The following is a 12,004-nucleotide window of genomic DNA, read 5'->3' on the forward strand; positions in this document are numbered from 1 at the left end:
ACATGCGCCCCCATCGTCATCACCACCACGGCGGCCGGTGCGCCAACCCGGGTCCGAACGGTGTCGCCTGCAGCGGCGTCGATTCCACCGGCAACGGCGTCTCCGATCGAGAGAAGAACGCCATGCAGGCCGGCGCCCATCCCTGATCCAGGGATGAGCGAAGCTGGCGCGGTAAGGTGGGCGCGTCCCGCTTCACCGCGCCGGGCCTGATGTCCACGGATGGGGCGGAGGTCGCCCTCCGCCCCGAACCGCTGCGCCGGCTCAGGCGCATGCAGGCCCTGGCGACAGGGCTGCTCGCCGCCATGGCGATGGTGTTCCTGGCCGCCAGCTATCTCGAACGCCGGTGGGGCGGGGCCGCCTATGTGCGCGCCTTCGCCGAGGCGGCCATGGTGGGCGCGTGCGCGGACTGGTTTGCGGTGACGGCCCTGTTCCGGCGGCCTTTCGGCCTGCCGATCCCCCACACCGCCATCATCCCGCGCAGCAAGGACCGGATCGGGGCGGCGCTCGGCCGCTTCATCGTCGACAACTTCCTGACCGAACAGGTGCTGGACGCCAAGCTGCGCGAACTGGAGCTGGCCGCCTGGGGCGGCGACTGGTTGCAGCGACCCGCCAACGCCCGCGTCGTGGCCGAGCGGCTGGTGCGCGTCTGGCCCGAGCTGCTGAAGGCGCTCCCTGCCGGCGCGCTGGAGGAGCTGGCTGGATCGGCGGCGCTTGCAGTGGTCCGCTCCGTGCCCGCCGCCCCCACCGCCTCAGCCCTGCTGGCCGCGGTCTGGAACGGCGGCCGCGCCCAGCCCCTGGTCGAGCGCGGGGCGGAGCTGCTCGGCGCGTATCTCGAAGAGCACCAGGAGGTGATCCTGGAGAAGGTGCAGCAGCAGTCCTGGCGCTGGCTGCCAAGCTTCGTGGACAAGGCGATCGCGCGAAAGATCACCGGCGGCCTGCTGCACCTGCTGGCCGATGTGCGCCAGCCGGATCATCCCTGGCGCGCGAGGCTCGGCGAAGCGGTGGAGCGGCTGATCGGACGGCTGGCGGAAGACCCGGACCTCCGCCGCCAGGGCGAGGCCTTGAAGCAGCAGCTGCTGGACGACCCCGCGGTGGGCGAGCACGCGCACCGGCTCTGGGGCGAAATGCGGCGGCGGCTCGACGCGGTTGGACAGGGCGACGCCACGGCGTTGAAGGCGCGGGTGGAGGCGCTCGTCGTCAGCCTCGGCGCCTGGCTGAGCCGCGACCTCGGCGTGCAGCGCACCTTGAACACCAGCGCCCGCGCTGTGGTCCTGCGCGTCGTCGCGCCGCGGCGCGAGGAGATCGGACGCTTTGTCGCCCAGGTGGTGGAGGGCTGGGACGCCCGAAGCGTGGTGGAGCGGCTGGAGCTGCAGGTCGGTCCGGACCTGCAGTTCATCCGGGTGAACGGGACGATCGTGGGCGGGCTGGTGGGGTTAGGCCTGTTCGTCTTCAGCCGGCTGGTGGGACTGGGTTAGCCGTCTCACCGCTGCATCGACATGACCTGGTTCATGGGCGTCATGTTGTGGTTGAGGTTCGCCATGATCCACAGCGACCCGCCGATGACCAGCAGCACGATCAGCACCCCGAAGGCCAGGGCCAGCACGTTGTTGGTGTTGTCCGGCCCCGTGGTGATGTGGATGAAGAAGACCAGGTGCACGCCCATCTGGGCGATGGCGAACACGATCAGGGCCACCGGGATCGCCGGCCCGTAGATCAGCCCCGTGGCGGGCAGGATGAAGGAGCAGAGGGTCAGGCCCATCGCCAGAGCCAGACCGATCAGATAACCCCGGACGCCTTCCAGGACGCCACTGCCGTCCAGCTGTTCGTCGCCGGGAGCAATGTCGTGCTGGTCGCCTTCGGCCTGCTGGTCGTCGAGCCCATCGCGCGACAGCTCGCTCATCGCACGACCCCCAGCAGGTAGACCACGGTGAAGACGGCCACCCAGATGATGTCCAGCGCGTGCCAGAACAGGCTGAAGCACAGGATGCGGCGCATGATGTCGGCCCGGAACCCCTTGGCCAGCACCTGGGCCATCATGGTCAGGAGCCACATCAGGCCGGCGGTCACGTGCAGCCCGTGGCAGCCCACCAGCGAGAAGAAGGCGGAGAGGAAGGCGCTGCGCTGGGGACCGTCGCCCTGGGCCGCGAGGCCCGCAAACTCCTTGATCTCCAGTCCCAGGAAGCAGGCGCCGAGCACGAAGGTCACGGCCATGCCGATCTGGAACAGCCAGAACTTGCGCGCCGCGGCGCCTATGCTGGCTACGCCGCAGGTGAAGCTCGAGACCAGCAGGAAGCCGGTCTCGATCCCGACGTTCCCGATGTCGAACAGCTGCTTTCCGCCCGGCCCACCCGCGGTCGCGCCGGCCAGCACCGCGTAGGACGCGAAGAAGGCCGAGAACATGATGATGTCGCTAAGCAGGAAGATCCAGAAACCGTAGCCCACGATGATCCGCTTGGACGGAGGACCGCCCTCGCCGTGGCCCTGCGCCTCGCTGCCGTGGCCGCCGCCATGCCCAAGCCGATAGGGATCGTGGGCGTGGGCGACGGGGTGGGCGACGCTCATCGCTGGACCGTCGCGGCTTCCAGTTCAGCCAGGCGCGCCCGTCGGCTGGCGCGGTTGGCGCGGTCGAGGCGCGCGACCTCCTCAGCCGGGATCTCCTCCTCGGTGATGTCCTGCCAGGCGAACACCACGAAGGTGGCGAAGGCGCCCACCAACCCCAGGATCGCCATCCACCAGATGTGCCAGATCAGCGCGAAGCCCATGACGGTGGCGAAGAAGGCGCAGATCACCCCGGTGGGGTTGTTCTTCGGCATCTCGATGTCCTGGTAGTCCGGCTCGTCGCTCAGGCGGTGGCTGGCGCGAGCGCGCTCCTTGATGCTCCAGTAGGCCTCCTCCCCCGACACGTCCGGCAGGACGGCGAAGTTGAACACCGGCGGCGGCGATGCGGTGGCCCACTCCAGGGAGCGGCCGTCCCATGGGTCGCCGGTGCCGTCGCGCAGGAACTCGCGGTTCCTGATGCTGACCACCAGCTGGACGATCTGCAGGACGATGCCGACGAAGATCACCGCCGCACCCGCCGCCGCCAGCAACAGCCAGGGCCGCCATTCGGGCACGTCGTAGGACTGCATGCGCCGGGTCATGCCCATGAAGCCCAGCACGTAGAGCGGCATGAAGGCCAGATAGAAGCCCACGAACCAGCACCAGAAGGCGGCCTTGCCAAGCCCCTCGTGCAGCTTGAAGCCGAAGGCCTTGGGGAACCAGAAGGTGTAGCCGGCGAAGAGGCCGAACAGGGTGCCCCCGATGATCACGTTGTGGAAGTGGGCGACCAGGAACAGGCTGTTGTGCAGCACGAAGTCGGCCGGCGGCACCGCCAGCAGCACCCCCGTCATGCCCCCGATTATAAAGGTGACCATGAACCCGATCGACCACAGGATCGGCGTCGTGAAGCGCACCGTGCCGCCATACAGGGTGAACAGCCAGTTGAAGACCTTCACCCCCGTCGGCACAGCGATGATCATGGTGGTGATGCCGAAGAAGGCGTTGACGTCGGCGCCCGCCCCCATGGTGAAGAAATGGTGCAGCCAGACCATGAAGGCCAGCAGGCAGATGGCCATGGTGGCCATCACCATCGACCGGTAGCCGAACAGCGGCTTGCCGGAGAAGGTGGAGATCACTTCGGAGAAGATGCCGAAAGCGGGCAGGATCAGGATGTAGACCTCCGGATGACCCCAGGCCCAGATGAGGTTCATGAACATCATCACATTGCCGCCACCCTCGTTGGTGAAGAAGTGAAAGCCGAGGTAGCGGTCGAGCAGCAGCATGGCCGAGGTCGCGGTCAGGATCGGGAAGGCCGCCACGATGAGCAGGTTGGAGGCCAGCGACGTCCAGCAGAACATCGGCATGCGCAGATAGCTCATGCCGGGCGCCCGCACCTTGAGGATGGTGGTGACCAGGTTGATGCCGGAGACCAGCGTGCCGACGCCTGAGATGGTCAGGGCCCAAAGCCAGTAGTCCACGCCGACGCCCGGCGAATAGCGCAGCTCCGACAGCGGCGGATAGGGCAGCCAGCCCGTGCGCTGGAACTCGCCAAGCACCAGCGACATGTTCACCAGCAGTGCGCCGGTGGCGGTGAGCCAGAAGCCTACGGAGTTCAGGGTGGGAAAGGCCACGTCGCGCACGCCGAGCTGCAGCGGCACCACGAAGTTCATCAGCCCGATGATGAACGGCATGGCCACGAAGAAGATCATGATCGTGCCGTGGGCGGAGAAGACCTGGTCGTAGTGCTCCGGCGGCAGGTAGCCCCCGCTGTGGAGGGCGAGCGCCTGCTGGGAGCGCATCATGATGGCGTCGGAGAAGCCCCGCAGCAGCATCACCAGAGCCAGGATCGTGTACATCACGCCGATCCGCTTGTGATCGACGCTGGTGATCCACTCCTTCCAGAGATAGGGCGCCCAGCCCTTGATGAAGACGAGCGCGACGACGCTTGCCCCCACCAGCGCCACCACGCACGACGCGATCATGGGGATAGGCTGGTCCAGCGGCAGGGCCGCCAAGGTCAGCTTGCCGAGCAGCATGTCAGTGTTCCGACTTGGGGAAGACGTCGACGTTCGGTCGACTCGGCGGCCCGGGGGCCGCGGCGATCATCTGGGTGGCGATGGCCTGGTAGAGGCCGGGCGTCGCCGCTCGGTAGGTGAACGGCTTCACGTTCGAACTTTGCTTCTCCAGCTCTGCATAGCTCGTGGGATCAAGCGCCGGCCCGCTGGCGCGTGTCGTGCTCACCCAGGTGGCGAACTGCGCCGGCGTCACAGCATGCATCTGAAAGTGCATGCCGGGGAACCCGTCGCCGCTGAAATGGGTGGACATGCCATCGAACACGCCCGGCTTGTCCGCCTGCAGGTTCAGCTGCGTGGACATGCCGTTCATGGTGTAGATCATGCTCCCGAGCTGGGGAACGAAGAACGAGTTCATCACGCTACCTGACGTAAGCGTAAAGTGGATAGGCGTGCCCGCCGGCGCAACCAGCTCGTTCACGCTGGCGACCTGCTGATCGGGGTAGATGAACAGCCACTTCCAATCGAGCGAGACGACCTGGACCTCGAGCGGCTTGGTCTTGGACGCCAGCGGCTTGGCGGGGTCGAGGTCGTGGGACGAGACCCAGGTCAGGCCGCCCAGGAACATGATCGTCAGCAGCGGCACGGCCCAGACCACCAGCTCGATCCGGCCCGAATAGGCAAACTCGGGCAGCCGCTTGGCTCGGGTATTGGAGGCGCGGAACCACCAGGCGAAAGCGAGGGTGGCGATGATGGTGGGAACGATGATCGTCAGCATGATGGCCAACGAGTCGAACAGGACGGTCTTCTCGGCGCTCGCCACCGGACCCCGGGGCGTCAGCACCGCCGTGCTGCACCCTCCAAGGGCGGTCAGGCTCGCGCTCAGCAGGGCGAGTCGACATAGGAAGGTCGGGATGGTTCCAGCGCACGGCGTTCGCCAGGACAAGCGCAGCAAGGACAAGCTCCACCAACAGGGTGGGAGCAGTAGCACCGCCGCCCAGCGGTCACACCTCATTTTGGTATAAATACAGATGCTGGAACGCTCTCGTATGGCTCTGGTTCGTCTTGCATGAGGACAGCTCCATGAGCGATGAGCCCATCGATCACGTCGAGGCCAACGTGCAGCGCATGGCGGAGCTGCACGCCAAGCACGCCGGAGGCGTCACCTTCCTGCAGAAGGTGACGCTCGCGACCACGTCGAGGCTGGGCCGGGCCTCCACCGTGACGATCACGGTCGCCCTTCTGCTGGCCTGGATCGTCTATAACCTCGCTGGGACCCGGTTCGGCCTGCGGGTCTTCGACCCCCGCCCCTTCCCGCTGCTCAGCGTGGGCTCCAGTGTGGTCTGTCTGTTCACCACCCTGTTGATCCTGGTCACCCAGAGGCGGGAGGAGGAGCTGGCGCGCCACCGGGCGCAGCTGACCCTCCACCTCGTGGCGCTGGCTGAGCAGAAGATCGCCAAGGTCATCGACCTTCTGGAGGAGCAGCGGCGCGAGAACCCCCTTCTTCCCTCCCGCGACGATCACGAGGCGAGGGACATGTCCCAGGCCTCCGACCCCGACCGGGTGCTGGACCGGATCATCGAGACCCACGAACTGGGCGATGTAGGCTGAAGACGGAGATGCCCGCTACATGCCGGCGAGCAGCGGGGCCATCCCGGTCTCGGCGTCGGAGCTGTCGGAAGTCGGCGATGAGCCCGCCGTCGTCGCCGAGGACGAAGCGAGGCTCGCATCCGGGGTCTCGCCGCCATGGTGGTGGTGGACGCCGCCGCTGGAGGGCTGCGGCTGGACGGTGGCGGCGGAGCTGGCGCTGCTCGGGGTGGCGCCGCTCGAGGTCGGATCACCGGTGCTGGAGGTCGCGCCCTGTGTGTCCTGGTCGAGCTGGGCGGAGATCAGGGCGCTGAGGCTGCCGGCCGAGAACTGCTGGCTGGGGCTCTGCAGGCTGGCCATGAGCGACGACGGCGAGGCCCCTTCGGCGCCCGATGCGTCCAGCAGATCCTGCCCGTCGGCAGCCCCTGCCGAGCTCGACGGACTGGACGCAGCGCCCGCGGACTGAAGCCGGGTAAGGCTGCTGGTGCTGGAGACCTGCATGTTTCGGACCCTGAGGCGCGGCGACGCGGAATGACGCCTGAGCAGGTGCACGATCGGCGCCGCGCCTGCCCCAAGCCCGTAGGGTCATCCGAGCGGCATGACCGCGTCGAAGAGGTAGAGCGTAGGCGAGACCTCAGGCCGACTGCGGCAGGTCCAGATATCGAGCGTCGATACCTCCCGCCCGCGCCAGCCCCACCCAGTCCAGCACGCTCAACCTGCAATGGGCAAGCTGGATCAGCGCTTTGGGGCAAGCGCCCAGACCGGGGCGCCCGACGCCGCCCGCTCGCAGGAGGAGAGCGGCCCGCCACGCTCCAGCCGCTCGAAGAACGGGTCAGGTAAAGGCTGAGAGGATGCGCCCTCCCACAAGCGCCGCCTGAAGGTCATGAGCCGTACGCCACTCCTCGCCAAAAACCAGCTTAGTCGACCCACGCCAAGCCAAGTGAGGGTGCGCCCGCCACCATGGCAGGGCGCGAGGCGGTCAGGGCTTCTTCATGGCCGGCTTCGACTTGGACGCCGAACGGGCGGCTGCGGCGCGCTCGGCTTGGCGGTGAGGCCCCTGCGACTTGGCGGCAGGGTGGGAGGCGGCCTTGCGGCGCGCCACCAGCTCCGCCAGCACCTGCGTCGCCGATTTCGGGGCCGCGCCGTCGTCTGGCGGATCTTGCATGGCCGAACCTAGCACGCCGGAGCCAGGCGATCGAGCCTTGGCCGGCGGCTCAGCTCTCAGCCTTGCGCAGGTTTGTCGCCGACAGCCGGTTGTTGCGGTCCTTCTCCAGATCATAGCTCAACCGGTCGCCCTCATAGGGATCACCGTGACCGGCGGCCTCCACCGCGCTGATGTGCAGGAAGACGTCGGCGCCTCCATCCACAGGAGCGATGAATCCAAAACCCTTCTCGGGGTTGTACCATTTGACCGTGCCGGTGGGCATTCGGGTTCTCCATGCGGGCGCGAAATGCATCCCGCCCTTCTCAACGCGCAAGGGCGGATAGGTATTCATCGACGCGACGACGCACAAACCCTGTCGGCCCGCGCCGGTTCCGGTTGACGACGCGGCGTCTGGCCACGGCCGGGATCAGCTCAGAGTTCGGTCACCATGAGCTGACCCTGCATGGCCGGCAGGGAGCCGCACGCCTCGGCATAGTCCTCGAAGCCGGCGGTGCGGGCCATGGCGTCCAGCGCGTCGCCAAGGGTCCGGGCGAAGTAGCGGCCAAGCTCTTCGCCCGAAGCCATGTTGAAGATGTTGTAGACGCTCATGCTGTCGCTCCATCTACTCCGGCCGCGAGCTTAGCGTCCATTCATGAACAACCGTCAAAGGCGGTCGGCGCCTGCATCGGCAGGCGCCGACCTGGCCGGGGAGCGGCTACTCCGCCGCCATCGGAGGCGCGTAGCCCATCATCGCCTTGATCTCCAGGAAGTCGTGGAAGGCGAAGTCACCCCACTCCCGTCCGTTGCCACTCATCTTGTAGCCGCCGAATGGCGCCATCCCGTCCGAACCCCCGTTGATGGAGATCTGGCCGGCGCGCAGCTGGGACGCCACCTCGCGCGCCTTGTCCAGGTCGGCGCCCTGGACGTAGCCGGCCAGGCCGTACTCGGTGTCGTTGCCCATCTCGATGGCCTGGTCGACGCTCTCGTAGGCCAGGATCGACAGGACCGGCCCGAAGATCTCCTCCCGCGCGATGGTCATGTCCGGCGTTACGCGGGCGAAGACGGTAGGCTGGACATAGTAGCCCTTGTCCAGGCCCTCCGGCCGCCCAGGACCGCCGGCGACGAGCTCGGCGCCCTGGTCGATGCCGGTCTGGATCAGGTGCTGGATCTTCTCGAACTGCACCTCGGAGACCACCGGGCCGAGCGTCGCGTTGCCGGCGGGGTCGCCGACCGTGATGGCCTCGGCCGCCGCTCGGGCCGCCGCGATCACCTCGTCCATCCGCCCGGCGGGCGCCAGCATGCGCGAGGGCGCGTTGCAGGACTGGCCGGAGTTGACCATCATACGGGCCACGCTGGTCTTGACGCCCTTCTCGAGGGCGGCGTCGTCCAGGATGATGTTGGGGCTCTTGCCGCCCAGCTCCTGGCACACGCGTTTCACCGTCGGCGCTGCATTCTTGGCTACCTCGACGCCGGCGCGGGTCGAGCCGGTGAAGGACACCATGTCCACCTCGGGATGGCTGGACAGGGGCACGCCCACGCCCGGCCCATCGCCGTGGACCAGGTTGAACACACCCGCCGGCACGCCCGCGGCATGCATGATCTCGGCGAAGATCTGACCGGAGAAGGGCGCCACCTCGGACGGCTTCAGCACCATGGTGCAGCCGGTGGCGATGGCAGGAGCCACCTTGCAGGCGATCTGGTTCAGCGGCCAGTTCCAGGGCGTGATCATGCCGCAGACCCCGATCGGCTCCTTGACGATCAGGGTCTGACCGCGGGGCTCCTCGAAGGGGAAGCTCTTCAGCACCTCCATGGCGGCCTTCAGATGGCCCATGCCGGCCGGCACCTGGGCGCGCTGGGCGAGAGAAGCCGGGGCGCCCATCTCCTCGGTCACGGCGGCGCAGAGGTCGCCGAAGCGCTTCTGGTACTCGGCCAGGATGCGCTCGAGCACCTCCAGCCGCGCCTCGCGGGTGGTGCGGGACCAGGACCTGAACGCCTTGCGCGCGGCTTTCGCCGCCCGATCCACGTCAGCGGCGCCGCCGAGCGCGATCTTTCCGCAGACCTCTTCGGTAGCCGGATTGATCACGTCCAGCGTCTTCATCTCCTCCGGCTGGACCCATTCGCCGTCGATGTAGAACCGGTTGTATTCGCGCATGTTCGCTCCTGGAGCCGAGATCAAGGGTGGACCGTGGATATCAGGTGGGAAGCCGCAACGTCGACGGCCGCACCCGTTCGAAAAATCCTTCTGCGAAGCTTATAGCCTACAGGGCCTTGGCGACATACCCGGCGAGGCGGGCCGCAATCAGGCGGGCGCCCGCCGCGTTCGGATGCAGCCCGTCGGCCTGCTTAAGGGCGGGCCGGCCCTGCACACCGGCGAGGAAGTCCGGCTCCAGGGCCACGCCTTCCGCCTTGGCCATCTGCGGGAAGATGACGTTGAAGGCGCGCGCGTAGGAGCCGGCGGTGCGCTCCGGCGTCGTCCCGCCCGCGATCAGGACGTGAATGTGGCGCGCCTTCAGCTTCCGAACGATAGCTTCTAGGTTATGCCGCGTCTGCTCGGGCGGCATCGACTGAAGATAGTCGTTGGCGCCGAGCTCCACCACGCAGAGCCGGGTGTCCGGCGCGACGCTGAAGTCCACCCGCGCCAGGCCTCCGGCTGTCGTGTCGCCTGACACGCCTGCGCCCCTGACCACCGCCCGCACGCCGCGCTGCGCCAAAGCCGCCTGCAGCTGGGCCGGCAGGGCCTCGGCGGCCGTGAGGCCCAGCCCCGCCGTGATCGAGTCGCCCAGGATGGTCACCACCTGCGGCGCTGGCGCGGCTGCCGCCCCCATGACAGCCGACATGGCCGGTGCGAGGATCAGCGGGAACAGGCGAATTTGCATCGGCGTCCTATCTATGGCGACCATCATCGCCTGAACGCCCGGACCGGTCCCCCAGATGCCCATCCCAACCGTGCTGGAGCTGGCGGACGTAAGCCTGCGGCTGCCGTCCTCGGCCGGCCCGGTGGATATCCTGCGCGCAGCGGACCTGATGGTGGGCGCCGCCGAGCGGGTCGCCGTGGTGGGGCCGTCCGGTTCGGGCAAGTCCTCGCTGATCGCGGTCGCCGCCGGGCTGGAGCGCCCGACGGGCGGCCAGGTGCGCCTGCTCGGCCAGGACCTCTCGGCCCTGGACGAGGACGGCCGCGCCCGTCTGCGCCGGGGCCGCGTGGCCCTGGTGTTCCAGAACTTCCACCTGCTGCCCAACATGACGGCGGCCGAGAACATCGCCGCGCCCCTGGAGATCGACGGCCGCCGCGGGGCCGACGGGATCGCCCGTGACTGGCTCGGCAGGGTCGGCCTCGGCGCGCGCGGCGCCCACTATCCCCACCAGTTGTCCGGCGGCGAGCAGCAGCGGGTGGCCATAGCCCGGGCCCTGGCGGTCGGCCCGGAGCTGCTCTTCGCCGACGAGCCCACAGGCAACCTCGACACCGCCACGGCGGCGCGCGTTTCGGACCTGATGCTGGACCTGGTCGCCGACAGCAGGGCCGCCCTGGTGCTGGTCACCCACGATCCGTCCCTGGCGGCTCGCCTTGACCGCCGCCTGGCGATGCAGGACGGCCGGTTGGTTCCCGCGTGAGGCTGTCCCTCCGCTTCGCCCTCCGTGAGCTCCGCTCGGGCGTGCGGGGCTTCCGCATCTTCCTGGCCTGCCTGGCCCTGGGCGTGGCCGCCCTCGCGGCGGCAGGATCGACGGCGGAGGCCTTCCGCCAGGGGCTGGCCTCCCAGTCGCGAGCCATCCTGGGCGGCGACGTGTCGGCCTCCGTGGAGGGCCGCCGCTTCACCGCCGCCGAGCGGGCGGCCTTCGCGCGCCTGGGCCGCACCACCGACACCCTGCACGTGCGGGCCATGGCCGAAGGCCCGGGCGGCGAGCGCCGCCTGGCGGAGGTGCGCGGTGTCGACGCCGCCTTCCCCCTGGCGGGCGCCGTCAGGCTGCAGGGCGCGACGACACTCGCCCAGGCCGTGGACTCGAGGGGCGGCGAGCCTGGCGCGGCGGTCGATCCGGCGCTGCTGGACCGGCTACGCCTGAAGCTAGGCCAGGGGTTCCTGGTCGGCGAGAGCCGCTTTGTCGCGCGCGCGGTGCTGGTGTCGCAACCCGATGCGCTGAGCCGCGGCTTCTCTCTCGGCCCCGCGGTGATGGTGGACCGGGCCGCCCTGGACCGCTCAGGCCTGGTCGAGGCCGACGCCCTGTTCGGCGAGACGGTGCGGATCGCCCTGCCCGGCCGGACCCCGCTGGCCACGACACTGTCGGCGCTGAAGCGGAGCGTCGGCGACGGCGTGCGCCTGCGCGGCCGCAACGATGCGGTGGCGAGCCTCGGCCGGCTGATCGACCAGCTGCAGTTCTTCCTGGGCTTCATCGGCCTGGCGGCCCTGCTCGCAGGCGGCCTCGGCGTCTCCACGGCGGTGGCGGCCTATCTCGAGACCCGGCGCCCTTCCATCGCCGTGCTCAAGGCGCTTGGCGCCTCGGGCAGCCTCATTCGCAACGTCTACCTGATCCAGGTCGGCGCCCTGGCGGTGGTCGGCGTCGGGCTCGGCCTCGCCGCAGGCGCGGCCAGCCCCTTCCTGCTCGGCTGGATCGCAGGCGACCGGCTGCCCATCCCGGTGCTCTTCGCCCTCTACCCGGCGCCCCTGGTCACCGCTGGCGTCTTCGGCCTGCTGACGGCGGCGGCCTTCAGCCTGGGGCCGCTCGGCCGCGC

Annotated in this window: 14 protein-coding genes; 5 read left to right on the forward strand and 9 right to left on the reverse strand. The window is 68.9% G+C overall.

The window, feature by feature from the left end:
* The first annotated feature begins 176 nt into the window (after nucleotides 1-176).
* A complete protein-coding gene (locus HUV06_RS10515) occupies nucleotides 177-1,475 on the forward strand; it encodes a DUF445 domain-containing protein (RefSeq protein WP_174301227.1) in 1,299 nt (432 codons plus the stop codon).
* Nucleotides 1,476-1,480: 5 nt separating this feature from the next.
* Here HUV06_RS10515 and cyoD read toward each other — a convergent pair whose 3' ends face one another.
* The 4 genes from cyoD to cyoA are packed head-to-tail and all read right to left on the reverse strand — an operon-like array spanning nucleotide 1,481 to nucleotide 5,505.
* Nucleotides 1,481-1,900, reverse strand: coding sequence for a cytochrome o ubiquinol oxidase subunit IV (gene cyoD / locus HUV06_RS10520; RefSeq protein WP_174301228.1), 420 nt, complete (start codon nucleotides 1,898-1,900; stop codon nucleotides 1,481-1,483).
* Nucleotides 1,897-2,562 carry a cytochrome o ubiquinol oxidase subunit III gene (cyoC, locus tag HUV06_RS10525; protein WP_174301229.1) on the reverse strand — a complete coding sequence of 222 codons (666 nt, stop codon included), beginning with the start codon at nucleotides 2,560-2,562 and terminating at the stop codon, nucleotides 1,897-1,899. The genes cyoD and cyoC overlap by 4 nt, the downstream gene beginning before the upstream one ends.
* The gene (cyoB, locus tag HUV06_RS10530) at nucleotides 2,559-4,574 is read right to left on the reverse strand and encodes a cytochrome o ubiquinol oxidase subunit I (protein ID WP_217433778.1); all 2,016 of its coding nucleotides are present in this window, start codon (nucleotides 4,572-4,574) and stop codon (nucleotides 2,559-2,561) included. The genes cyoC and cyoB overlap by 4 nt, the downstream gene beginning before the upstream one ends.
* A gap of 1 nt (nucleotide 4,575) precedes the next feature.
* A complete protein-coding gene (gene cyoA, locus HUV06_RS10535; RefSeq protein WP_217433780.1) occupies nucleotides 4,576-5,505 on the reverse strand; it encodes a ubiquinol oxidase subunit II in 930 nt (309 codons plus the stop codon).
* Nucleotides 5,506-5,633: 128 nt separating this feature from the next.
* Between cyoA and HUV06_RS10540 the strand changes: the two genes are divergently transcribed.
* Nucleotides 5,634-6,161: a DUF1003 domain-containing protein gene (locus HUV06_RS10540; protein ID WP_174301231.1), complete on the forward strand. Its 528-nt coding sequence runs from the start codon at nucleotides 5,634-5,636 to the stop codon at nucleotides 6,159-6,161.
* Between the two features lie 19 nt (nucleotides 6,162-6,180).
* On the forward strand, nucleotides 6,181-6,603 hold the full coding sequence (locus tag HUV06_RS10545) for a hypothetical protein (protein WP_174301232.1): 423 nt from the start codon (nucleotides 6,181-6,183) through the stop codon (nucleotides 6,601-6,603).
* A 513-nt stretch (nucleotides 6,604-7,116) separates the two neighbouring features.
* Here HUV06_RS10545 and HUV06_RS10550 read toward each other — a convergent pair.
* The 5 genes from HUV06_RS10550 to HUV06_RS10570 form a co-directional block, all read right to left on the reverse strand.
* Nucleotides 7,117-7,302 carry a hypothetical protein gene (locus HUV06_RS10550; protein ID WP_174301233.1) on the reverse strand — a complete coding sequence of 62 codons (186 nt, stop codon included), beginning with the start codon at nucleotides 7,300-7,302 and terminating at the stop codon, nucleotides 7,117-7,119.
* Between the two features lie 49 nt (nucleotides 7,303-7,351).
* Nucleotides 7,352-7,564, reverse strand: coding sequence for a cold-shock protein (locus tag HUV06_RS10555; RefSeq protein WP_174301234.1), 213 nt, complete (start codon nucleotides 7,562-7,564; stop codon nucleotides 7,352-7,354).
* Between the two features lie 149 nt (nucleotides 7,565-7,713).
* Nucleotides 7,714-7,890, reverse strand: a complete 177-nt coding sequence (locus HUV06_RS10560) for a hypothetical protein (protein WP_174301235.1) — start codon at nucleotides 7,888-7,890, stop codon at nucleotides 7,714-7,716.
* A 106-nt stretch (nucleotides 7,891-7,996) separates the two neighbouring features.
* Nucleotides 7,997-9,433 (reverse strand): aldehyde dehydrogenase family protein, encoded by a 1,437-nt coding sequence (locus HUV06_RS10565; protein ID WP_174301236.1) that lies wholly within the window; start codon nucleotides 9,431-9,433, stop codon nucleotides 7,997-7,999.
* 106 nt (nucleotides 9,434-9,539) lie between these two features.
* The gene (locus HUV06_RS10570; RefSeq protein WP_371811059.1) at nucleotides 9,540-10,220 is read right to left on the reverse strand and encodes an arylesterase; all 681 of its coding nucleotides are present in this window, start codon (nucleotides 10,218-10,220) and stop codon (nucleotides 9,540-9,542) included.
* Here HUV06_RS10570 and HUV06_RS10575 point away from each other — a divergent pair.
* Together HUV06_RS10575 and HUV06_RS10580 are read left to right on the forward strand one after the other, a co-directional pair.
* On the forward strand, nucleotides 10,213-10,890 hold the full coding sequence (locus HUV06_RS10575; protein WP_174301237.1) for an ABC transporter ATP-binding protein: 678 nt from the start codon (nucleotides 10,213-10,215) through the stop codon (nucleotides 10,888-10,890). The two genes, HUV06_RS10570 and HUV06_RS10575, sit on opposite strands and share 8 nt — an antisense overlap.
* Nucleotides 10,887-12,004 (forward strand): ABC transporter permease (locus tag HUV06_RS10580; RefSeq protein ID WP_371811060.1); only part of this gene is annotated, 1,118 nt, incomplete at its 3' end. The genes HUV06_RS10575 and HUV06_RS10580, both read left to right, overlap by 4 nt.

This window comes from Caulobacter sp. S45 (assembly GCF_903642205.1).
GTDB lineage: Bacteria > Pseudomonadota > Alphaproteobacteria > Caulobacterales > Caulobacteraceae > CAHJWH01.

Coding starts and splice junctions, on each gene's coding strand:
- cyoD (WP_174301228.1), bottom strand. CDS start 1,900: ATGAGCGAGCTGTCGCGCGATGGGCTCGACGACCAGCAGGCCGAAGGC.
- cyoC (WP_174301229.1), bottom strand. CDS start 2,562: ATGAGCGTCGCCCACCCCGTCGCCCACGCCCACGATCCCTATCGGCTT.
- cyoB (WP_217433778.1), bottom strand. CDS start 4,574: ATGCTGCTCGGCAAGCTGACCTTGGCGGCCCTGCCGCTGGACCAGCCT.
- HUV06_RS10540 (WP_174301231.1), top strand. CDS start 5,634: ATGAGCGATGAGCCCATCGATCACGTCGAGGCCAACGTGCAGCGCATG.
- HUV06_RS10545 (WP_174301232.1), top strand. CDS start 6,181: ATGCCGGCGAGCAGCGGGGCCATCCCGGTCTCGGCGTCGGAGCTGTCG.
- HUV06_RS10550 (WP_174301233.1), bottom strand. CDS start 7,302: ATGCAAGATCCGCCAGACGACGGCGCGGCCCCGAAATCGGCGACGCAG.
- HUV06_RS10555 (WP_174301234.1), bottom strand. CDS start 7,564: ATGCCCACCGGCACGGTCAAATGGTACAACCCCGAGAAGGGTTTTGGA.
- HUV06_RS10560 (WP_174301235.1), bottom strand. CDS start 7,890: ATGAGCGTCTACAACATCTTCAACATGGCTTCGGGCGAAGAGCTTGGC.
- HUV06_RS10565 (WP_174301236.1), bottom strand. CDS start 9,433: ATGCGCGAATACAACCGGTTCTACATCGACGGCGAATGGGTCCAGCCG.
- HUV06_RS10575 (WP_174301237.1), top strand. CDS start 10,213: ATGCCCATCCCAACCGTGCTGGAGCTGGCGGACGTAAGCCTGCGGCTG.
- HUV06_RS10570 (WP_371811059.1), bottom strand. CDS start 10,220: ATGGGCATCTGGGGGACCGGTCCGGGCGTTCAGGCGATGATGGTCGCC.